We start from the raw sequence: 24,790 nt of genomic DNA on the forward strand, positions 1-24,790 counted from the left end.
TTGAAGACACGACCGGGCGAGATCATCAGCTCTTTCTTTCACCCGCTGTCAGAAAATCAATAACCGCCTCTGTAAAATTTGCTGCAGCCTCGATGTTCGACATATGCGATGCTTCCAGCGTGATCAATTTGGCGCCTTCAATGGAATTGGCAACCAAAGCATTCATGCTGGGAGTTGTTCCGGGGTCGTGACGCCCGGCGATCACGAGCACGCTGTTTTTGATAGTTTTGATGGGTTCGCGCAGGTCCATGTCGCGAATGGCGGCGCAGCCAGCCACATAACCGCGCGGCGGCGTTTTTCGCACCATCTCCATGATTGACTCCACTTTTTCAGGATGGGTGTCGCGGAACCCTTGGGTGAACCAGCGCCCGGCGGCGCTCACGGCGATCGCGCTCATCCCGGCCTCCTCTACGGTGCGGATGCGGGCATTCCACATCTCCGCAGTTGGGATTTGCGCCGCCGTGCTGGCCAGCACCGCGCGTCCGAAGCGATTCCCCGCATGGGCGAGAAGCCACTGCCCGGTCATGCTGCCCATCGAAAGGCCAAGCCAATGGGTTTTCGTGATCGCAAGAGCATCCAGGATCGCAAGCGCGTCACCGCCAAGCTGCGCTATCTTATAAGGTCCCTCAGGGGCGGCGCTTGCGCCATGCCCGCGCGAATCGTAGCGCACGACCCGGAAATGCGCGAGCAACGCCGCCATTTGCGGCTCCCAGAAACGCAGCGTGCCGCCGAGCGGATTGGACAGCATTACCACCGCTTTGTCCGCGCTGCCTTCGTCGAGAACATGGAAGGTCTCGCCGCCGATCGAAATTTCCATGCGCGGTCTCCAATGAGCCGGTCCCACGCACCACAGGCGCGCCATGTCGGAACTTAACAAGCTCCTTTCGCGGTGCAAGAGCAGACAAAATCGCATAAGCTTCCGCGTTATATCCAAACCGCTTGTTCGCCTCTCGCGTTTGCAGCATGCCGCGCGAGCCATGCACAGACGAAGGGATTTTCCGTGTCAGCAGCAAACCTGCCTCTTATTCACAAGGCGCTGGAGTGGCGGCAAGCGGGGCGCGCGGTGGCGATGGCGACTGTTGTCGAGACATGGGGATCGGCGCTCGATCGCGCGGGCAGCCATTTGGTGACGGAAGAGGGCGGGGCGTTTTTGGGTTCGGTGTCTGGCGGCTGCGTCGAAGCCGATGTCATCCGCGCGGCGCTGGAGACGATGCAAACCAAGGCGCCATGCCTGCTCGAATTCGGGATCGCGGATGAGACCGCTCAACACGCCGGGCTTTCCTGCGGCGGCCGGCTAAATGTCTTTGTCGAGCCTATCGGTGCCACGGAAGCAGCTCAATTGGCTCTGCTGGCCGATGAATGCGCCGCGCGCCGGGCTTGCGTGCGCATCAGCGATATCGACTCGGGCGAGCATCGGCTCGTTCGCGCGAGCGAAGCCGCGAACGATCCTTTCGCCGCGCTGCTCGCGGCAAAGCTGCGAGAGGGGCGCAGCGGCCTCATTCAAGAGGACGGCCGGCGGTTGTTTTTCAACGTTCAAATGCCGTCCGTGCGGCTTCTCCTGATCGGCGCGACACATATCGCGCAAACGCTGGCGGGAGCTGCGAGCCTCGCCGGGTTTGAGGTCACGGTCATCGATCCACGCCCGTCGTTCGCGACGCCGGTGCGGTTTCCGGGAACGCCGGTCATCGCTGGCTGGCCCGGGACCGTACTGCCGGACCTTAAACTTGATGGGTTCACGGCGGTTGCCTCGCTTTCTCATGATCCGCGGATCGAGGACCCGGCGCTGGCCGCGGCCGTGCGTGCGGATTGCTTTTATGTCGGCGCGCTCGGCTCAAAAATAACCCATGCGAAACGGCTCGAACGCTTGCGCGCGGCGGGATTTTGCGAGGCGGATCTTGCGAAAATCCATGCGCCCATCGGGCTTGCCATTGGCGCTGCGAACGGTCCTGAAATTGCGATCGCGATCCTTGCCGAAATCGTTGCGGTGCTGCGCCAAAAAAAGCCGCGTAGCGAGGCCGGGACGCCGCGTTGATGCGGGACGTTGCCGCGATCGTCCCCGCCGCCAGGTGAAACCGCTTGTTGCCCAACTCGACGGCAAGCCGCTGGTCCCCCAGAATGAACCAAGTCGCGCTTGCGCTCGCGGGCCTTGATCTGCGCCTTGTTCAGATCTCCGATCCTTCGGGCGTGGCCTCTTCACTGCCGTGTCCGCGCTCGAAGGGGGCAAGGGTACCCGGGATTTTATCGCCGGGGCAGCAAAATCTTCTCCAAGTGCCTAAGAGGATCCGGCGATCAATATCGACACGCCCGGCGATTTGCGCCTGCTGCCTGGTCTCCGGTCAATATGAGACCGCGCCGCAACACGTACGGAATTTTCGTTCCGGCATACCGCTTGCGTAAGCACAGCGTGCAACTCTGTATTAATATGACAAGTGTTGAATGGATGTTGGAACCGTTTGCCGCCTCCGGGCGATTGAACGAATCAACGCAGCCCATGACAGGGCATGACCGCGGAGGTTGAAGCCATGACCGCAACCAAGGTGATCGAGACGCACACTGCATCGCCGGATTTTATCAAGCAGCTCGCCGGATACGGGCTTGCGACGGCAGAGATTATTTATCATTTGCCGGATCATCCGCGTCTGTTGCAGTCCTATATCTGGCAAGACTATGACCTCGCGCCGGAGTTTCCGATTTTGATCAAATTCTTGACGTTCTGGCGAGAGACGCTTGAGGGGCCATTGCACCGTGTCGTGGTAGGCCATTCCAAGCTCATCAAGCCGGCCGAAATCAAGGCGCTCGGCGCGGAGTTCCGGCTGCATTGAAAAGATAAAATCTTCGGGTAGAGTCTGCCATATTTTTTGAGCAGATATGCGTTCGAGAGTCTCCAAATAATATTCGCCTGCTGTAGCGCTGGTGAGCGCCCCCATCTATTAGGCGGCGTAAAAGTTTCAAAGATATCCCGGAGTCGGGCAGACCATCGGTTTCCGCTTCGCCCGCGTCCATAAGCGAACCCACGCGTAAATCCGTAACCTGACAATCAATTATGCATTATTTCCTGATGCCAAACGTCATATGGAATGTTTCACGGAAACGTAATACACTTATGCAGTTACGTTCCCGGTCCGGAAGCGAAAATGACAAGTTCAATTGGCATAAGGATTTATAAAGTATCGATTCACAAGGTCCGCAATCGGACAGAGCTACCCTTCGACACCGAGGGAGTGCTCACGCCTCCACCCCAGTTCTTAACAAATTTCGCCGCTACTCACTCCAATGCGAATGAAGATCCCGAGCTGGAACGGAGTTGGTTTTTTGAAGCAAAAGACGTCAAGTCACCTGATAGCAGCAAGGGGTACGTGCACTACGGCACATTCGGCTTCGAGAGTGATTTTATTGATACAAAAACGAAGACGCACAACTACAGGCGAAAGACTACTGACGTCGAGGTGATTCCCCTTTTTTACGAGTTTTGGCATCCAAACGGCTCAGATCATGCCTTTGCCGCGTTTCAATCGTTCCATGGGCGGTCCTGCATACAATTGATCACGTCAAGAATGCAGGAAGTTTTCGCTAAGAAGAACCCCGGCTTTGCCTTGCTTTTTAAAAAACTACTTCCCGTCGACACCGATGGCGGTATCTATCAATCTGCGCCAGTCAAAAGTTTGCGTTTAATCAAAAGAAATGCTTCCAGCGACATAGCTGATAGATATCTCAGCTCTCGTCCCACAGATGCAGTCGATTTCGAGTTGATAATAACTGCGAAGCGAAAAGGCATTTTGGGAAAATTGGGATCGTTGTCCAACACGCTAAAAAACGGCAAAGGAGGTGTTGCCACGCATGATGGTATCTCCTTCGAGGAAGCTGTTGCTGAGATTCAGGTCGGTGGCCGGATGCGACGCGTTGGGATATTTGGGCATAACGGCGACGCTGGTGTGATCGATTTGTCTGACGCCATTCAGAGGGGTCACGACGGACATCCCACCTTTGCGTCTATGGTGAAGGAGTCGGGTGAGCTACTGAAAGACTTCCAAGCGGTCCTATAGGAAAACAGTTGTGAAGATCGACGTACGCCAAATAATCAAAGATCACCTAAATACATTGCGTGACGTCCCCTCCGAAGGGAAATCCATCTGGGACTTGGTTATATTTTACGTTACGCCGATCCTGGTGGGTGCCTTCGCCTATTTTTGGGTTTGCAGCCTCAAAGGATATATACAATGTTTCCATAACATTTTTTGGTATCTTTGCCGCACTGCTCTTGAACTTGCAGGTGGCTGCATTTGGAATTTTTCAAAGAAAGTGGGAGATTCCCGGTGACCAAAAAATGGCGGAGATGCAGGAATCAACCCTGAAAATCCGCAGGGTGCTCTTGAAAGAAATTAATTCAAATATCTCGTATCTCATTCTTGTATCGAGTGTTGCGATTATCGTATTCTTACTCTTATACATAACAGATTGGAAGTCAGCGCTGCCTTCAGCGCTTGCAGTATGCCTCTACTGGCATTTTATCCTCACCCTACTGATGATAATCAAACGGTCCCACGCGCTTTTTCAACGAGAGTATAAGAGCGATAATTAGCGTTATGGACCAGGCGTGCAAAGTTTGATCGCACCAATTTTTCGCGCAATCCCACTCATCTCAAAGGGGGGCATGTATTCGGCCTTGTAAGGTTTTCGGCTCCAATCGGACAAAATCGTTTCACGTGAAACGTTTTGGTACGATTTGAACGCGAAATCGGACAAGTTTTGCAAAAGAAGGTTTGGTCTTTCGTCATGGCCGGGCTTGACCCGGCCATCCAATTCCCAAAACCGCGAGTCTGGATGCCCGGCTCAAGGCCGGGCATGACGGGCGGGTCATTCATAACGGGACTTGATCTAAATCATCCGCAACCCCTTTAGGCTCACATGACCATGCTTGCCTATGATCAAATGATCATGGACCGCGACCTTGAGGGGTTTGCCGATCGCGATGATTTGTTGGGTCATGTGGATGTCGTCGGCCGAAGGCTGCGGGTCGCCGGAGGGATGGTTATGGACGAGGATGATCGCGCACGCGCCGAGTTCGAGCGCTCGTCGCATGATTTCCCTTGGATACACAGGCGCGTGGTCGATGGTGCCGACGCCTTGTACCTCGTCGGCGAGCAAGCAATTTTTCTTGTCGAGAAACAGCACGCGAAATTCCTCGTGGTCGAGGAAAGCCATCATTGTCCGGCAATAATCGACCACCGCGGAAAAACTTGAAAGAGTCAGCCGCTTTTCGATCGCCGATTTGGCAAGCCGTTTGGCTGCCGCCTCGACGATTTTCAACTCGACGATCGCCGCCTCGCCAAGTCCGTCGATCTCGCGCAGACGCTCGGGCCGCGCCGACACGGTTTCGGCAAAGGAGCCAAAGCGGGCAATGAGGGCTTTGGCGAGCGGCTTGACGTCGCGCCGCGGCATGGCGCGAAACAAGATGAGCTCAAGCAGCTCATATTCGCCCAAGGCATCGGCGCCGCCTTTGCGGAAGCGCTCACGCAGCCGCTCACGGTGGCCGAGATAATGCGGCGCGCTCGCGTCCGCTTCGGTCATACGCCGCCGGGTCCGGCGGCGGCATAGGGCGGGTGATGCAGATCCTTCGGCGACAAAGTGAAGGCCTCATAGCCGGTCTCGGTCACGCCGATCGTATGTTCAAATTGCGCCGACAGGGACCGGTCGCGGGTGACCGCCGTCCAGCCGTCGGAAAGAATCTTCACATGCGGACGGCCGAGATTGATCATTGGCTCGATTGTGAAGAACATGCCGGGTTTCAGCAGCACGCCTTCGTTGCGGCGGCCGTAGTGGAGGATGTTGGGTTCATCGTGAAACAGGCGTCCCAGGCCATGACCGCAAAAATCGCGCACGACGGAACAGCGTTCGGATTCGGCATATTCCTGAATCGCGGCGCCGATGTCGCCCGTCGTTGCGCCAGGCCGCACGGCGGCCATGCCGCGCATAAGGGCTTCGTAGGTCACCTCAACGAGGCGCTGCGCCCGGCGGGGAACATCGCCAACGAGATACATCCGGCTCGAATCACCGTGCCAGCCATCGAGGATCAAGGTCACGTCGATGTTGACGATGTCGCCGTCCTTGAGCGGTTTGCGGTCGGGCATGCCGTGGCAAACGACATGATTGAGCGAGGTGCAGATGGATTTGCGGTAGCCGCGATAGTCGAGCGGCGCGGGATAGGCGTTATGCGCCATCGCGAAATCGAAGATGAGGGTGTCTAGCGCCTCCGTGGTGGCGCCGGGTGTTACTTGCGCGGTCAGGAGGTCAAGCGCCTCGGCGGCCAGCCTGCCTGCCCGGCGCATCCCCTCGAACGCCTCCGGCCCGTGCAATTTGATATGTCCAGGCTTGCGGCTTGCAACTTCGACGGCGTCGACAAAGGTCATGGGGGCGGATTCCGCTCGGGGTCTTCCGGATGGGCCGGTCTTTTATCAATTTAAGCCATTGCGGCGCCGTGGCAAGATTGAAGGCGCCGGGGCGCCATGCCGCACCCTTTTATCCGCACCTTGATCGCTGTGCGAAAATCGGGCAGAGAACACGCTTGCCGCCGGTCTTTTTCGTCTTCCCATCGGCTCCTCCGGCTCGCGGGCTTTGCATCCATGCCGTCTCCCTTGCGCATCGGCATTGCCGGTCTCGGCACCGTCGGAGCGGCGGTCATCAAATTGCTCGACCGGCAGGCCGAGACGCTGGCGCGCCGGACCGGCCGTCAAATCGTGATCCGGGGTGTTTCGGCCACAAACAGGGCCAAGGACCGGGGGATCGACCTCGCCCGCTTTGCCTGGTTCGACGATAGCGTGGCCTTGGCCAAGGCACCGGACGTCGATCTTTTCGTGGAATTGATCGGCGGGGAAGAGGGGATCGCGCTCGCAGCCGCCGAGGCGGCGCTCGGGGCGGGCAAGTCCCTCGTCACCGCCAACAAGGCGCTGTTGGCCAAACACGGCATGCGCCTCGCCCATCTCGCCGAGGAAAAAGGCGTCGCGCTGGCTTTCGAGGCCTCGGTCGCGGGCGGTATTCCAATCGTCAAAACCCTGCGCGAGGGCCTGGCCGGTAATTCCATCGAGCGTGTCTATGGGATTCTCAACGGGACCTGCAATTACATCCTGACCCGCATGGAACAGGAGGCGCTTTCCTTCGCGCAATGTTTGAGCGAGGCGCAAAAGCTCGGCTACGCGGAAGCCGATCCGACTTTCGACATCGGCGGTTTCGACACGGCGCATAAGCTGGCGATCCTGACATCGCTGGCATTTGGCACCGCGATCGATCCGGCCTCGATCTCCGTCGAGGGCATCGAGGCGATCACGCTCGCCGATCTTGATGCGGCGGCGGAGCTTGGTTACCGGATCAAGCTTCTGGGTGTCGCGCAGCGCACGCCCGCCGGCATCGAACAGCGCGTGCATCCGACCATGGTCGCCAAAACCTCGGCGATTGCGCAGGTCATGGGCGTTACCAACGCGGTCACCATCGACGCCGACGCGGTGCATGAACTGACCCTCGTCGGGCCGGGCGCGGGCGGCGAGGCGACGGCTTCAGCGATCGTCGCCGACATCGCCGATATTGCGCGCGGCGTCCGCTCGGCGCCGTTCGGCCGCCCCGTCGCGTCGCTGATCCCGGCGCGCCTCGCGCCGATGCAATTGCACGAGGGCGGCTATTATATCCGGCTTTCGGTGTTCGACCGGCCGGGCGCGGCGGCGGCGATTGCGACCCGCATGGCCGAGCGCGGCATTTCCTTGGAAAGCATCGTGCAGCGCCGCCGCCCTGGCAAGGCGATCGACGCCAATGGCGCCGTGCCAGTTGTGTTGATCACCCATGCGACGCATGAGAAAACCATCCGCCTGGCGCTCGAAGCCGCCGTCACCGATGGTTTTTTGGCCGAGAAGCCGCAGGTCATCCGCATCGAGCGGGAGTGAGCTTACGGGGATTACTCCAGAAACTGTGCGTAATAGGGCGTGGTGAAACGCGGCTTTGCCAGTTTGCGTGGAATTTTTACATCGCCCGCCTTTAGCCATTGCGTCTGGATCGGCGAGGCGTTGGCCCCCAGCCCGCGAATGGCCAGGTCATTATACTCGCGCGAAAACTGCTGCCACAAAGGCTCCGCCGGATTGGAACAAATGGGGTCGAAGGAAAAGGAAACGCCGGGGCCGCTCGAATAGAGCCCATAGGGTTTTTTCTCTTGTGCCAAGCGTTGCACGAAATAGGTGGCGAAGCCGCCGGGAACATATCCGGTTTTGTCCTGAAACGATTTCGTGAAGGCATATGCCTCGGTGACGACACGCTCGATCTGCGAGATGTCATGCTCGTAATATTGGAAATCGAGCCGCCGTTCGCTGGCGCTGGGGCGCCAATATTCATTGACGAAATCGGCTCTCGAATAGACAAGTCCCTTGGGTTGCGGAACCTCGACACCATCAAAGCCGTGCTGGATTCCAAGACGCTTGGCGAGGCGGAAAGCCTCGCATTCTGGCTGCGATTCGGGCGGCGTAAAGATGCCGGGGCCAGCCTTGTAACGCCGATCGAAAAAACTCACGAGCTGATGCAGGAAGACGATCGCCAAAAGTGCGTCGCATTGCGAACGCTTAGCTAGCAAACCGGCGGCAAGTTCCGTAGGTGAAGCGAAACCTTCGACGGATACGTCGGACCGGCAGAGCGTAGCCGGGCGCGTTTCGACGAGACATTCGACAATGATCCCCAAGAGGCCGAACGAACATTTGAATTCGTAAAATGCTGCGCCGTCCGCAAGGTCCGACAGTGTGCGCAAGGCGCCGGTTTCATCGATATAAGTGACTGCGGCGACATGGGCGGAGAAATATCCCGGACCATCGATCGAAGACTCCTTGGTGTCGCCCGCCGCGACGGATCCGACGCTGGCTTCGCCGATTTCGGCCTGGAACGGAACTTCGAGGCCGCGTGCCTGCAACCACATATTGAGTTTTTTCAAGCGGCATCCGGCCTGCACGCGGACCAGTTCCCGGCCCGTGGCGTCGCGCTCGATGCCGATCACCTCGTCGAGCTTGCGCAGACAGACCATGGTTCCGCCGTCGTTGACGAAGGTGGACGCGACCGAGAGCATCGAGCCGACCGGATTGACCGGCGAGGGGAACCGCGCGCTGTCGCGCACGATGGCCTGCACATCGGCGTAAGAAATCGGCTCGATGAAGACGGCGGGCGTCGTGCTGCGATGCAGGCCCCAATTGCTGTAGCTGGCTCCCTCGCTCCGGATCAATCCTTGAACAAGAGTCTGGCTTTGCGTCGGCACTCCGAAATCTGGCTGCTGCGTCATTTGGCGTGTCTCCCCTGCCGTTTCCCCATGCACGGAATTATTCCCGGCACAAGCGTTACACTTGGCCGGGGCCTTTGGATGCATCATGAGAAATTTTTGCGCCCTTTTGGGCTCCGGTGAAATCAACGGCAGCTGGTCACAGCTGCCACAAAAGCTTTGATCCTTCCCCGACTCGCCCCATATTGGCGGCATGGCCAAAGCTCCGAAACCCGCCGCGGGAAAGAAAGCCCCGCATTCGAAAGCCTCGCGGCCCGAGGTCACGCCGCTTGGCGAGCATCTTGCCGCCTTGCTCAATCCGGCACTAAACGAGCGCCAGCTTGGCGTTTCGGAGGCGCAGGCCAATTATGATTCAGGTTTCTACCGGCCACCGGGGACGGGCGGCGTCGCGGCGACCGCCGAATCGCTGAAAGAGCTGCTGGAGCGCGGCGACCCGAATATCCGCGAAAAAAGCCCCTGGACGCCGCACCGGCCGCCGAGACCCGACAAATCGGAAGGCGGCCAAAGATTTCGCGTCTCCTCCGAATTTGAGCCGAAGGGCGACCAGCCCGCCGCCATCGATGAACTCGTAAAGGGCATCACCGCGCAGGAACGCGACCAGGTACTGCTCGGCGTCACCGGCTCGGGCAAGACTTTCACCATGGCGCAGGTGATCGCCCGCACCAACCGTCCGGCGCTGGTTCTCGCGCCCAATAAAACCCTGGCGGCGCAGCTTTACGGTGAGTTCAAAAGCTTCTTTCCGGACAACGCGGTCGAATATTTCGTCTCTTACTATGATTACTATCAGCCGGAAGCCTATGTGCCGCGTTCCGACACCTATATCGAGAAAGAAAGCTCGATCAACGAGCAGATCGACCGGATGCGCCATGCCGCGACGCGCTCGCTGTTGGAGCGCGACGATGTGATCATTGTTGCCTCGGTTTCCTGCATCTACGGCATCGGCTCGGTCGAAACTTATACGGCGATGACATTCACCGTGAAGCTCGGCGAAAAAATCGATCAGCGGCAACTCATCGCCGATTTGGTCGCGCTGCAATATAAGCGCTCGGCGGGCGATTTTTCGCGCGGCGTCTTCCGGGTGCGCGGCGATACCATCGAGCTGTTCCCGGCTCACTATGAAGACCGCGCCTGGCGCATCGGCTTCTTTGGTGATTCGATCGAAACCATCGCCGAGTTCGATCCGCTGACCGGCAGAAAAGCCCAAGACCTCGAATTCATCAAGGTCTATGCCAACTCGCACTATGTGACGCCGCGCCCGACGCTTTTGCAATCGATCAAAGGCATCAAGATCGAACTGAAACAGCGCCTTGCCGAGCTCAATGCCGCCGGCCGCTTGCTCGAAGCGCAGAGGCTCGAGCAGCGCACCATGTTCGACCTCGAAATGCTGGAGACGGCGGGGTCTTGCGCTGGCATCGAGAACTATTCGCGCTATCTGACCGGCCGCCGTCCCGGCGAGCCGCCGCCAACGCTCTTCGAATATTTGCCGGACAATGCGCTGGTCTTCACCGACGAGTCGCATGTCACCATTCCGCAGATCGGCGCCATGTACCGCGGCGACTTCCGGCGCAAGGCGACACTCGCCGAATATGGGTTCCGGCTGCCGTCGTGTCTCGACAACAGGCCTTTGCGCTTCGAGGAATGGGACGCGATGCGGCCGCAGTCGATCCATGTCTCGGCGACACCCAGCTCTTGGGAAATGGAGCGCGCGGGCGGCGTCTTCGTCGAACAGATCATCCGCCCCACCGGGCTTATCGATCCGCCGGTCGAAATCCGGCCCGCGCGTGCGCAAGTTGACGATCTTTTGGGAGAAGTGCGCGAGGTGGCGGCAAAAGGCTACCGCAGTCTTGTCACCGTGCTCACCAAGCGCATGGCGGAAGACCTCACCGAATATCTACATGACCATGGCGTTAGAGTGCGCTACATGCATTCCGACATCGACACGATCGAGAGAATCGAAATCATCCGCGATTTGCGGCTCGGTGCTTTCGATGTGCTCGTCGGGATCAATCTTTTGCGCGAGGGGCTGGATATTCCCGAATGCGCCCTTGTCGCGATTCTTGACGCCGATAAGGAAGGGTTTTTGCGCAGCGAAACATCGCTCGTGCAGACGATTGGCCGCGCTGCGCGTAATGTCGATGGCAAGGTGATCCTTTATGCCGACCGCGAAACCGGATCGATGACGCGTGCCCTCGCCGAGACGAGCCGCAGGCGTGAAAAACAGCAAGCCTACAATGCCGAAAATGGGATCACGCCCGCCTCGATCAAACGCGGGATCGCGGATATTCTGGGCTCGGTCTATGAGCAAGACCATGTCACGGTCGATGCGGGTCTTTCGGCGCCGGAGATGCTTGCCGGGCATAATTTCAAGGCGGCAATCGCCGATCTCGAAAAGCGCATGCGGGACGCCGCCGCCAATCTCGAATTCGAGGAGGCCGCGCGGTATCGTGACGAATTGAAACGCCTGCAAGCGGTTGAACTCGCCATCGCCGATGATCCGCTGGCAAGCCAGCGCGATGTCGAATCGCAGGCCGGATCTTTTCAAGGCGAGCGCAAATATGGACGCGCGGCGAACCTGCCGGCCAGCCGTCCGCATAAACCGACCGATGCCGAGATGGGGCCGCATAATTTTGGCGGCGGCGAAGCCAAGCCGCGCGAGAATGGGAGGCCGCGTTCATCGGGGGGCAAGGGCGGGACAAGTTGGAAGGGGAAGCGGCGATAACGTGTCCTTGATCGATATTTCTTATGCATGATGTGCGAAGATGCCACCGGGTTCAGGCGGAGCTAGTGGAACTCCATGACTCAAAAAATCGAGGACTATGCAATTATTGGCGATTGCGAGTCGGCGGCTCTCGTCGGGCGCGATGGTTCGGTCGATTGGCTATGCTGGCCGCGTTTTGATTCGCCTGCCTGTTTCGCCAATCTCCTCGGCACCAAGGACAATGGCCGGTGGCTGATCGCACCGGTAGACCCCGCCGCCAAGATCACGCGGAACTATCGTGGCCATACATTGATTCTCGAAACCGCGATCGAGACCGCGGACGGTACCGCCGTGGTTACCGATTTCATGCCGGTGCGCACGCCAGGCACTCATCTCATACGTCTCGTGCGGGGCATCAGCGGCAGCGTTAAGCTGCGCACCGAGCTTGTCATCCGTTTCGACTATGGCGCGGTCGTGCCATGGATGCGGCGCCGTGATGACGGAAGTCTGCACGCGGTTGCTGGGCCAGACCGTTTGGTGCTGCGCACGCCCATAAGCCTTCGCCCGCACGGACGGACGCATGCCGGTGAATTCACGGTCACTGCCGGAGAAACAACGGATTTCACGTTGAGCTTCGGCATCTCCTACGAGGATGTGCCAAGGGCCATCGATCCATATGCCGCGCTCGTACAAACGGAGCGGAGCTGGGGAGGCTGGTCGAAACCGTTTGAAGGTGCCGGGGATTGGTCTGAGGCGGTGATCCGCTCGTTGCTAACCTTGCGCGCAATGATTTTTCAGCCGAGCGGCGGGATCGTCGCCGCGCCGACCACGTCGCTGCCGGAGCAATTGGGCGGCTCGCGCAATTGGGATTATCGCTTTTGCTGGCTGCGCGACGCGACCTTTACATTGCTCGCGCTGATGAACGGCGGCTATGCCGAGGAAGCGACACGATGGCGTGCTTGGCTGATCCGTGCCATAGGCGGCGAACCGGCGCTGGTCCAGGTTCTCTATGGGCTGGGAGGAGAGCGTTGCATTCCTGAACGGTCGCTTCCCTGGCTTTCCGGATATGGCGGCGCAACGCCGGTCCGTGCAGGAAATGCGGCGTCCGGCCAGTTGCAGCTCGATATTTATGGCGAGGTGCTCGATGCGCTTTACCAAAGCCGCAAGCGCGGGCTCGTCGCCGACGCTGCCGACTGGATGTTGCAAATCGAGCTGCTGAAACATCTCGAAACGATCTGGGAATTGCCCGATGAAGGCATTTGGGAAGTGCGCGGCCCACGTCGGCATTTCACCTATTCGAAAATCATGACTTGGGTTGCCTTCGATCGCGCCGTTAAGAGCATCGAGGAGTTTGGTTTTGTCGGGCCGCTCGATCATTGGCGGCATCTTCGACAACGCATTCACGAGGATATTTGCGCCAAGGGTTTTGATTCTGAACTGGGCTCTTTCACGCAGAGCTACGATTCAAAAGTTCTTGATGCCAGTCTCCTCATGATGGCCCTCGTTGGTTTCTTGCCGCCCAGTGACAAACGCGTGCTCGGCACAGTCGGTGCGATCGAGCGGCACTTGATGGTGGATGGTTTGGTGAGCCGTTACGATACGCGAAAGGCTAACGACGGGTTGCCCGAAGGCGAAGGCGCGTTTCTCGCTTGCAGCTTCTGGCTTGTCGACAATCTCGTGCTTTTGGGGCGGTTCGAGGACGCTCGCAAACTGTTTGAGCGGCTTCTTCTACTTCGGAATGACCTTGGTTTACTGTCCGAGGAATATGATCCTGCGTCGAAATGCCTCGTAGGTAATTTTCCTCAGGCCTTTTCGCACATCGCCTTGATCAACTCCGCCTATAATCTCGCCCGCGCGGCCAAACCCGCAGAACAACGCTCCGGTGCCAAGGCTCCAGAGGCGGGAGAAGATCGAATCGCTCTTTTTTGAGCGCTTGCCGTTCGCCAGCCGCTACTCGACTTGCAACAGCAGCGCGACGAGTTCGCTTTGCCGGTGCGTATCGGTCTTGGCGAACACGGATTTCAACTGATTGCGCGCCGTCTCGCGGGAAATCTTCAATTCCCTGGCGGCGATATCGGGAGGTGCGCCACGCGCGATGATACAGGCGAGCTTCGCCTCCGACGGGGTCAGGCGGAATGTCTTGGCGAGAATCGTTGCGGGCGGCCCCGGCCTCGGACCTAGGGCATTCAACGTCATGAGGGCATGGATTTCCTGCCCCGGGTGATGTTCCGGCCCTTCAAAGGGCCAAATCCGCACGATCACCGGCAATTTGTCAGTACGAGGGACGATCACCGGTTCCACCGCCAAGGAATTCAAACGGGGCGGGCCGGACAGTTGATCGATCGCGTCCTTGATAAGAGTTCGCGAGTCTAGGTCGCGAACGAACAGCCGCCGGTCCTTGATTTTGATATTGTTGTCGAAAACGGCTTCCGCCGCGCTGTTTACGTCGACAACAAATCCGTGCCGGTCGAGGGCGATCGCGGGGAGCCGCATCGCGTTGAGCGTGGCGGTCGGAGAAGCCGCCGCTCCGCGCGCTCCAGAGACAGCCGCGATTTCGATCAAACGCCGGGTGAAGGTAGCAAGAATGCGTTCTTCTTCAGCGCGCAGGTTGCCGATGTCGGTTTCTTTTTCCAAAACAGTCATTTTGCACCAGTAATCAGTTGATTTTAATCGGAATTAATCGCTCCGCGCTTATTCTCAATCACTCTCTTTTTTCAGACGCGCTAGCAGAACCAAAACGGGCCAGCTGGCGTCCATTTTTTTGTTAAAGAATTTTATGACGAATAACAAGCGCTAACAATCGTGTAGTTAGAAGCTCCTTTCAAAAAGGTGAGTGAAACGGCTAAGAAACCCCAAAACCTTCGTAGTTTGACGATAGAAAAAAAAGAAGCCTCTGATTTCACTCGATATATAGGAGACTTAAAGCCGCATTTTGGGCTGTTCGCAGTGTGTTTCATCACATCACAACTCCCACAAGTATCAAATTAAGATAAACATTAATCGTTTTTAACAATAAAAAATTATTTGCTCAGTAGCGAAAGTTCACTTTCAGTAGCAACCGCTCTCACAAATGTAAATCATATGATCGGGCGCATTGCAATATGTCTTATTGCAGCAAAGGCAACAGTTAAGCTTACTGCAATGAATCTTTCGTCTTTCATAGCTTGAACACAACAGTTAAAAGTCCTCAGAACATTCTGAAAGAAAGGTGTGCTTGCACCTTACGCAATACGACGGTTAGGTTCTCCCGATCGATTCGAGGGTACCCCCGAATGCGCCAGTAAATGCTTACGCCGATTGGTATCTGCGAGTGAGCAGCAAGGAGATGACCCCATGATTTCCGTAACTTTTCCGGACGGCGCAGCACGCCCGTTCGAACCGGGAGTGAACGGGTTCGAGATCGCCAAAAGCATTTCGCCATCCCTCGCCAAGCGGGCGGTTGCGATGACACTTAATGGTGCGTTGCACGATCTCGCCGATTCCCTGACACAGGATGCGGCGATAGAGTTCGTGACCCGGGACGATCCACGAGCACTCGAACTCATCCGTCATGATGCCGCGCATGTGCTTGCCGAGGCGGTGCAGACGCTCTTTCCTGGCACTCAGGTCACCATAGGGCCGGTGATCGAGAACGGCTTTTATTATGATTTCTATCGGGCGGAGCCGTTTACGCCGGAAGATTTCGCCGCGATCGAAAAAAAAATGGCCGAGATCATCGCGCGCGACAAACCTTTCACCAAGGAGATTTGGACACGCGAACATGCCAAGGCCTGGTTCGAAACGCATGGCGAGGCATTCAAGGTTGAACTCGTCGATGCAATTCCCGGACATGAAGATTTAAAAATCTACAAGCAAGGCGATTGGCTCGACCTCTGTCGCGGTCCTCACATGACCTCGACCGGCAAAGTTGGGAGCGCCTTCAAATTGATGAAGGTTGCGGGTGCCTATTGGCGCGGCGATTCGACAAAACCCATGCTGCAGCGAATCTACGCCACGGCCTTCGCCAAGCAGGAGGAACTGAGCGCCTATCTCAAGCAGCTCGAGGAGGCCGAGCGGCGGGATCATCGCAGGCTCGGACGGGAAATGGATCTGTTCCATTTTCAGGAAGAGGGACCAGGCACGGTGTTCTGGCATCCTAAGGGCTGGACGCTCTTTCAGACGCTGATTTCCTATATGCGGCGGCGCCAGGAGGCGGCCGGCTATATCGAAGTCAACACGCCGCAGGTGCTCGACCGCGCGCTTTGGGAAACGTCGGGCCATTGGCAGACGTTTCGTGAAAATATGTTTCTCACCAAGACCGAGGACGAGCGCATCTTCGCGCTGAAGCCGATGAATTGTCCCGGCCATATTCAGATTTTCAAGAATGGTTTGAAGTCCTATCGCGACCTGCCTTTGAAGATCGCCGAATTCGGCGTGGTGCATCGCTATGAGCCGTCTGGCGCCTTGCATGGGATCATGCGGGTTCGCGCCTTCACCCAGGATGACGCTCATATTTTCTGCACCGAGGACCAGATCATGGCCGAGGCCTTGAAGGTCAATGATCTCATCCTGTCAATCTATGCCGATTTCGGGTTTCACGACATCGTCGTCAAGCTTTCGACCCGGCCCGAAAAACGCGTGGGCACCAATGAGGCCTGGGATAAGGCGGAAGCGGCATTGACGCGCGTGCTCGAACACATCGCCGAACGTGGCCTCAAGACGGGAATCAATCCGGGCGAAGGTGCCTTCTATGGGCCGAAGCTCGAATATACGTTGCGCGATGCGATTGGCCGGGAATGGCAATGCGGGACGACGCAGGTTGATCTGAACATGCCTGGCCGGTTCGGCGCCTTTTATATCGGGGCCGACAGCGAAAAGGTGACGCCGGTGATGATCCACCGCGCCATGTTCGGCTCGCTGGAGCGCTTCACGGGGATTTTGATCGAGCATTTCGCCGGTCATCTGCCCTTGTGGCTGTCGCCGCTGCAGATCGTCGTCGCGACGATCACGCAGGAGGCCGACGATTACGCGGGCGAAGTGATCGCGGCGGCGCGTAAGAGAGGGCTGCGGGCGGAGGGCGATCTTCGCAACGAGAAAATCAATTATAAGGTACGCGAGCATTCGCTCGCCAAGATTCCGGTCCTCATGGTTCTCGGCAAGAAGGAGGCGGCCTCGCGCGCCGTCTCGATCCGGCGTCTTGGCTCACAGGATCAGACGCAGATGGGACTCGACGAGGCTTTGAGCCAGCTTGCTGAAGAGGCGGCGCCGCCGGATGTGAAGCGGGGTTTGTAGGTGCCTCAAAAAGTCACGCATGCTATTGGCTCGTCCGTGCGCAGCACGCTGTCTTGGCCAAAGCGCGCCTTATAGGCCGCGCGGATCGCCTCTATGCGAGTGTCCGAATCGGCTGCTGGCGCTTACCAGATCAGCAGCAGGCGCGAGGTTTCCTTGACGAGTGCGCCGGCGCTATCGCGCCATTGCCCGTAGCCCGTGAGCACGGTGAGACCATCGGGAAAGCGAGGCGTGATTTCGGTTGCCACGAACGCCGCCCATTCTTCCTCGCTGGCCGGGGTCAAGCTCTCGTGCCCCGAGCCGAACACAAGTTCGAGACGTGCCATGGGTTTCGCCGCGTTATGGCACGTAAGCCCGCCGCCCGTAAGCGCGGTCGGCGCCCGAAGATAAGGGGCAATCAGCAAACCCGCGGCCATCATGATGGCGCCAGAGACAACGGCGGTGCGCATGTGAGTTCCTTGATAGCGGAAATGATCTGCGATCATGGCATTGCGGGTTCTTGATCCGCGCGCATATCCTCGAGCGCCCGAGACAATGCGGCAAATCCTTCGATGCCGATGGCTTCCGCTCTTAATGCCGGGTCGATCTCCGCGCGGGCAAGCAAAGTTCCGGCATCGCAATCCTTGATCGTTTTCAACGACTGCCGCAGCATCTTGCGCCTTTGCCCAAAAGCCGCTTGCGTGACCTCCGACAAAAGACGCGCCTGGCAGGTCATGGGAGAGACACGCGGAACAAGTTCGACCACCGCCGAGGTCACTTTCGGGGGCGGAGTGAAGGCAGAGGGCGCAACGTCAAAAAGAAGACGTGTGGTGCAACGCCAATTGCACAGCACCGCGAGGCGGCCATAGGCGGCGCGCTCGGCCGGGCTCGCAATGATACGCTCGGCCACCTCGCGCTGAAACATCAAAATGAGCCGGTCGAACCACGGCGGCCAAGGCTCGGTTTCCAGCCAGCGGACCAGCAGTGCGGTGGCGATGTTGTAGGGAAGATTGGCGCAAACGCGTGCAGGTCTCGCCTCGCCAACCAGCCGCCCGAGATCGACGTCCAGCGCGTCACCTTCGATAACTTCGAGCCGCCCGGGATAATGGTCCGCGATCTCGGCAAGCGCTGGTAGACAGCGCGCGTCGCGCTCGACCGCGATGATTTTTTGCGCACCTTCCGCGAGCAATGCCCTGGTCAGACCGCCAGGACCTGGGCCAATCTCGACAATCAGTGCGTCGGTCAGCGGCGCTGCCGCGCGGGCGATGCGGCGGGTGAGATTAAGATCGAAAAGAAAATTCTGGCCGAGCGATTTCTTGGCAAGGAGCCCATGCGCATTGGCGACCTCGCGAAGCGGTGGAAGACCATCGAACTGGTTTCCTCCTGCAGATCGTGACACGGTTTTCGCGTTTCCCGGTTGTGAATCAATGTCCGGTGTGTTTGGCTGCACCGGCACGGCGCGCGAGCTTACCGGCAAGCCTCAAGGCCGCGATCAGGCTCGCTGGATCCGCGACCCCCTTTCCGGCGATATCGAAAGCCGTGCCGTGGTCGGGAGACGTGCGGATCAAGGGAAGCCCCAAGGTCACGTTGACCGCTGTATCGAAGGCCACGGTTTTCACCGGGACCAAGGCCTGATCGTGATACATCGCAATGACAACATCGTAGTTTTTCCGTGCGTCCGGACGAAACAGACTATCGGCGGGGTAGGGTCCGCTCACCGCGATACCCGCCGCCGCAAGATCAGCCAGCGCCGGTGCAATGACGTCTATTTCCTCACGGCCCATCGCGCCGCCTTCGCCCGCGTGAGGGTTAAGGCTCGTGAACGCAAGACGCGGCTTTCTGATGCCAAACCGCGAGGCAAGGTCATGCGCCACGACGAGGCCGGTTTCCACAAGGAGCGCGCGCGTCAACATGGACGGCACACGCGAAAGCGGAATGTGAACTGTGGCGGGGACGACAGAGAATTTCGGTGACCAAATCAGCATCACGGCCCGTGCCCTGGTGCCGAAATGGCGTTCGGCCAGCTCCTCAAGGAACTCGGTGTGGCCAGGGTAGCGAAAGTGGGCGCGATAGAAGAGTTCTTTGGCGATGGGATTGGTGACAACGGCCGAAGCCTTCTTGGCGCGGATGAGCTGCACGCAGGTTTCAATAGAGGCGATGGTTCCGGCTGCATCCCTTACATCCGGGAAGCCCGGTTTTCCAAAAGCCGCATGATCCAACGCAAACACCGGCAATGCGTGGCGAAACACCGAAGCAGCATCGGCATCGCCGACGATTTTGATCGGAACATTTAAGTCCAAGCCGCGCGCGGTGGCGGCGAGTTGCCCAACATTGGTGACGGCCAAAAAAGGCGGAAAGTCTGGATTTTCATGCGTCTTAAGCCAAGCCTTCAATGTGAGTTCCGGCCCGATACCCGCGGGATCTCCTTGTGACAATGCTAGAGGAAGAATATTTGCCGGATACGGTCGCGCCATCAATATCTCTCTGTTCGGCGATGAATGCCTAAGTTGCTGCGAAGGGACGAGTCCAAGCAGCCGATCTAGAGCGAAGGCAGCGTAAGAGCCGGGGGCTTTCTTTGCCGCCGTGCTTCAGTGCTTTACGATGACGGCTTTCGCCCGTAATTCCTTGAGTCGGCGTTCGCTGTCGGCTGCGGTATGAGCGGCAAGAATCTTCTGCGAGATCACAGCACGTGCCGCACTATCATCCTTGGCGGCGCCTTTGGAGCACACTGCGATCATTTCAAGCCCTTCGTTCGAGCGTTGCGGCGCTGTAAGGTGACCTACGGGAGTCTTGTCGAGCAATTGACGGAAAGTCTCACCGATTTCAATGGAAGTCTTGATCAGCGGATCGCGCACCGTCACGTCGTTGAGGCTGCGGGCCAGACGCAAGCCGCTGTCGCAATCGGTGAATTGCGTCCGCAATTGTTCGGCGTCATGGGCTCGCTCGTTCAACGCCGCGGGCGTTGCCGAGCGCGGTATCGCAAAGATAATCTCGCGCAAAGTATACGAGGTTCCGGCTGCTGCCTTGCCGCCTTGCTTAGCAAGTTCGGCGCGCACCTGTTCTTCGCTCGCTTCGACACCTTTGTTCAGCGCTTGCACCAGCACATCGAAAGCCATGTCGGCGCGGTAATGCGCTTTGAAGTGATCCGCGGTCACACCGGCATGCTGAAACGCCGCCACCAATGCATCTGGAGCGATTTTCATCTCCTGCGCCGCCTTGATGATTTGCTGCGAGATGTCGTTATCCCGTGGATTGATGCCAAACTTGCTTGTTTCCTGCGTTTCGAGACGATCGGTAAAGAGACTTTCGATTGCCGCATCACGGGTCGCCGGTTTGTGCAGCACGCGCAACATTTTCATCCGCTCGTCGATATCAATGTCTGTGATCGGATCCCCATTGATGCTGGCGACGATTGCCTGGGCGACCGCGGGCTTGCTAGAAATCGCATTAAACGCGGCGATTGCAGCGGCGGCGCAAATCGCAAAACGCAAATAAGCGACGCGCGCGCTGCCATTCTTAGGCGCATCGGCTTTCATCTCCATGACCCTCTTCTCTCCCTTCACGCCGGCGCCGTTCTGGGCCGCCAGATTTTAATTATACCCGGTTCAATAGTTGACGCCATCGAGCGACGTTGTGTTGAGGAAAGTCTTGTTGAACTTCGCTTCCCCCAAGGTGCGTAATTGCAGTTGCAGGAGCACGGTTTGGTTGCGCACCAGGGACCCGCTTCCGTAATCTTGATAAATCGAGCTGTAGTTCACGGAAAAACTCGTGCACTCGTCCTGATAGCCGGCACCGATCCCATAGGCGGCGATCGCGAATGCGCCAGGATTGGTATAGCCGATCACGGCCGGGGGATAGAGATGGCGGCTCATATCGAACGTGATGTTGCCCTGCGCGAAATAATTCTCGCTGATCTTATAGCGTGACGAAAACGCAAGGCCTTCGCGGCGAACGTCATACCCAATAACAGGCTGCGCCTGATAGTTGGCGAATTGAACCGACCCCGTTAGTGCCCCGAAATTATAATTTGCAATCAGGTCCACACGCCGCGCGTCCAAGGAGCTGACATCGAAGCGCGCCTTGGCGACAAAAGAGAAAATCGAATTGGGAGCGATCGTCAGGGCGCCGACGTAATCGGAGAGCCGTGTATCGAGCCCCGAACTTAAGCCGACATTGGCGGCGTCCGGTGTCGCGTAGGAATTGGTGCCGGCGACTTGATAGGATTGGCCGCCGATCAAGTTGATATACCCGCCATTGTTGAACGTCATCGTGAACTGGCCGCCGTAGTTGGCCCTGGTCCCGGTTTCAAACCGATCGTAGCCTGAATATTTGCTCCAGTCGAACAGGTTGGAAGAGTCAAAGACGAGGCTCTGGGCATCCAAGTTTACCAGCGAATTCGAGCCGATTTGCTGATCGGGACGAACAATGATCTGGCCAATCGGCTCGAAAACGATCGAGGCGAAGCTAAACTTGGCAAAGAAGGGATAACGATAATCCAGCCCCAGTCCCGGCATAAACTCGCCGAAAAAACTCGTGTCTTTGTTGCCGACAAAATTCAACTGCGAAAGGTTGAAATAGGTGGAAGAGCCGGCCGCCGATGCGAAGGTGTAGCTATTCGTCGTATTGATATCGAGCCATTCGCCATTCGCGCGTGCAAAGGCGAAGGGTGTGAACACTTCGCCGATCGGATCGATGAATTGGCGTTTCCAGGACGCCTCTAGCGTGGCGCGCGTGTAGTCGCCGCCGACACCGCGCAAAAGGCAATCGCCGATCGTTTGGCCAGGCACATAAAGACCAAAAGGATTGGTTTTTGTGACAGTACTCTGGCAAATGTCATAGAGACCATAAGCACTATCCAATTTACGTGGCCCGACCGCCTCGAAGCTCGCGGAGCTCGCGGAAAGGCTGGTGAGATTGAAGTCGAGTTCGGCTTGGCCGCCAATGCCGAAGGATTTGGCCGGGTCGATGTCGAAGGTCTTATTGTAGTCCCAGACTGGATGCGCGGTCGGCTGCTGGGGCTGAAAGTCGTGGCTCGACAGGCCCTCGAAGGAATAACCGCGAAGATCGAAATAGCCGCGATCATGTTGTCCGGTCAGATAAACGGTCGAGGTTGTTTCGCTAAAATAATTGGAAGACAGTGTCTGACTCGGCACATGATAGTCGTTGAGGTACCACTTGTCCGAGAGCAGGGTGAATTCCCAGCCAAACTTCCAGTAATCGGCGATATAAAACAGGCCCTTGCTTTCGAACGAGCCGCGCAGGGACTGATCGCCCGAGCCATAGGGCGCCACAGGGAAAACCGTGTTGTTCTGCTCGGCTATTCCCGTCGCACGGATATAATATTCGCCGCTCTCGAACCGCTGGCGCCATTCCGCCTTGGCAAAGAACCCTTGCTGGGAAAAATAAGTCGGCGTGAAGGTCAAATCGTAATCGGGTGCGAGCGCCCAGAAGATCGGAATACCGACGCCAGCCCCGAGATTGCCGCTATAGGCGAGATAGGGGGAAAGAATTCCTGACTTCCGGGTAACGGTTGGGTCGGGCGCCGAAAAAAACGGCACGTAAGCGATTGGGATGCCCAAGAACTCAAGCCAAGCATCCTCATAATAAATCATTTTTTCGTCGTTCTTATGGATGATGCGCTTGGCGCGCACTCGCCACAGTGGCGGCTTGTCGGGATTGTCCTTGCAAGCCTCGCACGCCGTGTAGGTCCCCTTGTCGAACACCGTGGTTTCGCCTTCGATGCGTTCGGCGCGAGGGGCGCTGAAATAGGTCTTGTAGGTCCCTTTTTCAAAAGTGTTCCCCGAGGGATAGTAATAGGGTTTTGGCGGGGTATCGGCGCGTAAGCTTTCGATAAAACCGTCGCGGAAATCGTCGGTGAGATCGAAGCTCTCGCCGTGAATGATAGTGCCGTCGCTTTCGGTCAATTTTGCGTGACCTTCGGCATAAACGCGGCCGGTATTGCGATTATAGATGACTCGATCGGCCTCGAGCACCTTCTCGTTGTAGTAAACTCTCGCGTTGCCTTCCGCCGAAACCGTGTTCTTTTCGGTGTCATAGCGAAGCTCGGTCGCTTCGACGAACATTTTTCGATTCGCCCCGGCCGCCTGTTGGGTGGCCGCGGCCTCAACGGCGAGGGCCGGAGGCGAGAAGCTTCCCGTCAGCAAAGCTGTACAGACGAGCGTCAGCGAAAAAAGGATATACCGCCGCGCCCGCGCAACCGGTGCGGTTAGCCCCAATTTGGCGCCGAAGGCGCGAAGCGCGGGGACGATCGCAGCACTACCGGGGCAAAAACGCCGCCCCATCAACCGTCCTCCTGATTCAACAAGGCGAAGGCGCCAAGCAGACTTGCGACGATCGCCGGAGACCATCCGGCGACAAGCGGATTGAGCAAACCAGAGCCGCCGAGGTCGCCGACCAATTTTGTCGCAACATAAAGCACGAAGCCTGCGCCCACGCCACCCAAAACCATCTTCTGGATTCCACCAAAACGAAAAAACCTTAAGGAAAAGGCCGCTGCGATTAACACCATAGCGACAAACAAGAGCGGCCTTGCCAAAAGCGTGTGGAATTGGAGCCGGTAGCCGAGTCCGTCGAGACCCGCCGTCTCGGCAGCGGCGCGCAGCGATTGTAATTCCCAAAAAGGCACGGAATCAGGCGCGATGGCGCCTTCCATAATTTCATTCGGTGAAACGCTCGCTGCAAGCAGATAGGTGCCGGCGGCAAAGGGTTCTTCTCCCGGCGACATCAGCCGCGCGTTGTCAAATTGCCACACACCCGGCCAAAGTTTGGCGGTAGGTGCCGCAATCCTTTGTTCGAAGGCCCCAGCGCGATCGTAGACATAAGCGATGGCGGAGGTGAGTTTCGTGCCATCCGCCGACGCTTGGCCAGCCTTGATGAAAGCCTCTCCATCGATTCCCTGCTGTCTGATCCATAAGCTTGCGTCATCGTTTTGCTTGCCATTGCGGCCGAAAAGCTGGGTCTCGATCGCATCCGCTCGATGCTTCATCGTCGCGGAGAGCGGATTGAACAGGATCACCGACGCAATTCCGGCCGTGACCGCGATGGCGAGCGGGGGAACCAAAAATCCCCAGACCGAGACGCCCACGGCCCTGGCGACGAGCAGCTCCAATGTGCGCGTGAGGGTCAGGAATGTCGCCATGGTGCCAAACAACACGCAGAAAGGCATGATCTGCTCGGTCACGGAGGGGACCCGGAGCAAGGAAAGGTAGGCGATAAATCCTGGCGAGACTCCTGGGATGTCGCCGCTCCGTCGCAACAACTCAACGAAGTCGATGACGTAGATCATGGTGGAAATCATGAGAAAAACCGCGCCGATCGTCTGCAGGAAGCGCGCCGACAAATAACGGGAAAGTGTCCAGCCGATCATCGCGCGGATTCCGTTTTGGCTTTTTTGGGGCAAACACATGGCGCTTCCCGCGTCCGGGCGCTCTTCAATTTTTGGAAGGACATGTCCGCCATTGTGCCTATGAAATTGCCAAATCGTGGTTGGATTAAAAGACTTATCGAGTGCAAGCCGGTAGGCTCGCGGC

General features: G+C 57.9%; 18 protein-coding genes and 1 pseudogene. 8 read left to right on the forward strand and 11 right to left on the reverse strand.

Annotated elements, in window-relative coordinates:
• Positions 1-25: 25 nt before the first annotated feature.
• Positions 26-817 (reverse strand): 3-oxoadipate enol-lactonase, encoded by a 792-nt coding sequence (gene pcaD, locus QEV83_RS15405; protein ID WP_280128569.1) that lies wholly within the window; start codon positions 815-817, stop codon positions 26-28.
• A gap of 183 nt (positions 818-1,000) precedes the next feature.
• On the opposite strand from pcaD, the gene QEV83_RS15410 reads away from it, so the two are divergent.
• From QEV83_RS15410 to QEV83_RS15425, 4 genes are all read left to right on the forward strand, one after another.
• Positions 1,001-2,032 (forward strand): XdhC family protein, encoded by a 1,032-nt coding sequence (locus QEV83_RS15410; RefSeq protein ID WP_280128570.1) that lies wholly within the window; start codon positions 1,001-1,003, stop codon positions 2,030-2,032.
• 490 nt (positions 2,033-2,522) lie between these two features.
• Positions 2,523-2,822 (forward strand): usg protein, encoded by a 300-nt coding sequence (locus QEV83_RS15415; protein ID WP_280128571.1) that lies wholly within the window; start codon positions 2,523-2,525, stop codon positions 2,820-2,822.
• A 312-nt stretch (positions 2,823-3,134) separates the two neighbouring features.
• Positions 3,135-4,043, forward strand: coding sequence for a hypothetical protein (locus tag QEV83_RS15420; RefSeq protein WP_280128572.1), 909 nt, complete (start codon positions 3,135-3,137; stop codon positions 4,041-4,043).
• Between the two features lie 128 nt (positions 4,044-4,171).
• Positions 4,172-4,579, forward strand: coding sequence for a hypothetical protein (locus QEV83_RS15425; RefSeq protein ID WP_280128573.1), 408 nt, complete (start codon positions 4,172-4,174; stop codon positions 4,577-4,579).
• A gap of 296 nt (positions 4,580-4,875) precedes the next feature.
• Here QEV83_RS15425 and radC read toward each other — a convergent pair whose 3' ends face one another.
• Together radC and map are read right to left on the reverse strand one after the other, a co-directional pair.
• Positions 4,876-5,568 (reverse strand): DNA repair protein RadC, encoded by a 693-nt coding sequence (gene radC, locus QEV83_RS15430; protein ID WP_280128574.1) that lies wholly within the window; start codon positions 5,566-5,568, stop codon positions 4,876-4,878.
• Positions 5,565-6,407 (reverse strand): type I methionyl aminopeptidase, encoded by an 843-nt coding sequence (gene map / locus QEV83_RS15435; RefSeq protein ID WP_280128575.1) that lies wholly within the window; start codon positions 6,405-6,407, stop codon positions 5,565-5,567. The genes radC and map overlap by 4 nt, the downstream gene beginning before the upstream one ends.
• A 213-nt stretch (positions 6,408-6,620) precedes the next feature.
• Here map and QEV83_RS15440 point away from each other — a divergent pair, with 213 nt between their 5' ends.
• Positions 6,621-7,928, forward strand: a complete 1,308-nt coding sequence (locus tag QEV83_RS15440; RefSeq protein WP_280131099.1) for a homoserine dehydrogenase — start codon at positions 6,621-6,623, stop codon at positions 7,926-7,928.
• A gap of 11 nt (positions 7,929-7,939) precedes the next feature.
• Here QEV83_RS15440 and QEV83_RS15445 read toward each other — a convergent pair whose 3' ends face one another.
• A complete protein-coding gene (locus QEV83_RS15445; RefSeq protein ID WP_280128576.1) occupies positions 7,940-9,298 on the reverse strand; it encodes an FAD-binding protein in 1,359 nt (452 codons plus the stop codon).
• A gap of 190 nt (positions 9,299-9,488) precedes the next feature.
• On the opposite strand from QEV83_RS15445, the gene uvrB reads away from it, so the two are divergent.
• Both uvrB and QEV83_RS15455 read left to right on the forward strand, forming a co-directional pair.
• A complete protein-coding gene (gene uvrB / locus QEV83_RS15450; RefSeq protein WP_280128577.1) occupies positions 9,489-12,014 on the forward strand; it encodes an excinuclease ABC subunit UvrB in 2,526 nt (841 codons plus the stop codon).
• A gap of 75 nt (positions 12,015-12,089) precedes the next feature.
• Positions 12,090-13,922, forward strand: a complete 1,833-nt coding sequence (locus QEV83_RS15455; RefSeq protein ID WP_280128578.1) for a glycoside hydrolase family 15 protein — start codon at positions 12,090-12,092, stop codon at positions 13,920-13,922.
• 21 nt (positions 13,923-13,943) lie between these two features.
• On the opposite strand, the gene QEV83_RS15460 is transcribed toward QEV83_RS15455, so the two are convergent.
• Positions 13,944-14,636 (reverse strand): helix-turn-helix transcriptional regulator, encoded by a 693-nt coding sequence (locus QEV83_RS15460; RefSeq protein WP_280128579.1) that lies wholly within the window; start codon positions 14,634-14,636, stop codon positions 13,944-13,946.
• Between the two features lie 690 nt (positions 14,637-15,326).
• Between QEV83_RS15460 and thrS the strand changes: the two genes are divergently transcribed.
• The gene (gene thrS / locus QEV83_RS15465) at positions 15,327-17,264 is read left to right on the forward strand and encodes a threonine--tRNA ligase (protein WP_280128580.1); all 1,938 of its coding nucleotides are present in this window, start codon (positions 15,327-15,329) and stop codon (positions 17,262-17,264) included.
• Positions 17,265-17,269: 5 nt separating this feature from the next.
• Here the strand turns inward: thrS and QEV83_RS15470 are convergent.
• From QEV83_RS15470 to lptG, 6 genes and pseudogenes are all read right to left on the reverse strand, one after another.
• A pseudogene (locus QEV83_RS15470) lies at positions 17,270-17,746 on the reverse strand (DUF3574 domain-containing protein).
• Positions 17,743-18,639, reverse strand: a complete 897-nt coding sequence (rsmA, locus tag QEV83_RS15475; protein ID WP_280128581.1) for a 16S rRNA (adenine(1518)-N(6)/adenine(1519)-N(6))-dimethyltransferase RsmA — start codon at positions 18,637-18,639, stop codon at positions 17,743-17,745. Before rsmA ends, QEV83_RS15470 begins: the two are co-directional and overlap by 4 nt.
• Before the next feature lie 25 nt (positions 18,640-18,664).
• Entirely contained in the window at positions 18,665-19,714 is a 1,050-nt protein-coding gene (pdxA, locus tag QEV83_RS15480) for a 4-hydroxythreonine-4-phosphate dehydrogenase PdxA (RefSeq protein ID WP_280128582.1), read from the reverse strand.
• A 114-nt stretch (positions 19,715-19,828) separates the two neighbouring features.
• Positions 19,829-20,782 carry a SurA N-terminal domain-containing protein gene (locus QEV83_RS15485; protein WP_280128583.1) on the reverse strand — a complete coding sequence of 318 codons (954 nt, stop codon included), beginning with the start codon at positions 20,780-20,782 and terminating at the stop codon, positions 19,829-19,831.
• Between the two features lie 63 nt (positions 20,783-20,845).
• Positions 20,846-23,542 (reverse strand): LPS-assembly protein LptD, encoded by a 2,697-nt coding sequence (locus tag QEV83_RS15490; protein ID WP_280128584.1) that lies wholly within the window; start codon positions 23,540-23,542, stop codon positions 20,846-20,848.
• A complete protein-coding gene (gene lptG / locus QEV83_RS15495) occupies positions 23,542-24,666 on the reverse strand; it encodes an LPS export ABC transporter permease LptG (RefSeq protein ID WP_280128585.1) in 1,125 nt (374 codons plus the stop codon). The genes QEV83_RS15490 and lptG overlap by 1 nt, the downstream gene beginning before the upstream one ends.
• Positions 24,667-24,790 lie beyond the last annotated feature (124 nt).

The sequence above is a fragment of the Methylocapsa sp. D3K7 genome, from assembly GCF_029855125.1.
Classification (GTDB): Bacteria; Pseudomonadota; Alphaproteobacteria; order Rhizobiales; family Beijerinckiaceae; genus Methylocapsa.

Coding starts and splice junctions, on each gene's coding strand:
- pcaD (WP_280128569.1), bottom strand. CDS start 817: ATGGAAATTTCGATCGGCGGCGAGACCTTCCATGTTCTCGACGAAGGC.
- QEV83_RS15415 (WP_280128571.1), top strand. CDS start 2,523: ATGACCGCAACCAAGGTGATCGAGACGCACACTGCATCGCCGGATTTT.
- QEV83_RS15420 (WP_280128572.1), top strand. CDS start 3,135: ATGACAAGTTCAATTGGCATAAGGATTTATAAAGTATCGATTCACAAG.
- radC (WP_280128574.1), bottom strand. CDS start 5,568: ATGACCGAAGCGGACGCGAGCGCGCCGCATTATCTCGGCCACCGTGAG.
- map (WP_280128575.1), bottom strand. CDS start 6,407: ATGACCTTTGTCGACGCCGTCGAAGTTGCAAGCCGCAAGCCTGGACAT.
- QEV83_RS15440 (WP_280131099.1), top strand. CDS start 6,621: ATGCCGTCTCCCTTGCGCATCGGCATTGCCGGTCTCGGCACCGTCGGA.
- QEV83_RS15445 (WP_280128576.1), bottom strand. CDS start 9,298: ATGACGCAGCAGCCAGATTTCGGAGTGCCGACGCAAAGCCAGACTCTT.
- uvrB (WP_280128577.1), top strand. CDS start 9,489: ATGGCCAAAGCTCCGAAACCCGCCGCGGGAAAGAAAGCCCCGCATTCG.
- QEV83_RS15455 (WP_280128578.1), top strand. CDS start 12,090: ATGACTCAAAAAATCGAGGACTATGCAATTATTGGCGATTGCGAGTCG.
- QEV83_RS15460 (WP_280128579.1), bottom strand. CDS start 14,636: ATGACTGTTTTGGAAAAAGAAACCGACATCGGCAACCTGCGCGCTGAA.
- thrS (WP_280128580.1), top strand. CDS start 15,327: ATGATTTCCGTAACTTTTCCGGACGGCGCAGCACGCCCGTTCGAACCG.
- pdxA (WP_280128582.1), bottom strand. CDS start 19,714: ATGGCGCGACCGTATCCGGCAAATATTCTTCCTCTAGCATTGTCACAA.
- QEV83_RS15485 (WP_280128583.1), bottom strand. CDS start 20,782: ATGGAGATGAAAGCCGATGCGCCTAAGAATGGCAGCGCGCGCGTCGCT.
- QEV83_RS15490 (WP_280128584.1), bottom strand. CDS start 23,542: ATGGGGCGGCGTTTTTGCCCCGGTAGTGCTGCGATCGTCCCCGCGCTT.
- lptG (WP_280128585.1), bottom strand. CDS start 24,666: ATGTGTTTGCCCCAAAAAAGCCAAAACGGAATCCGCGCGATGATCGGC.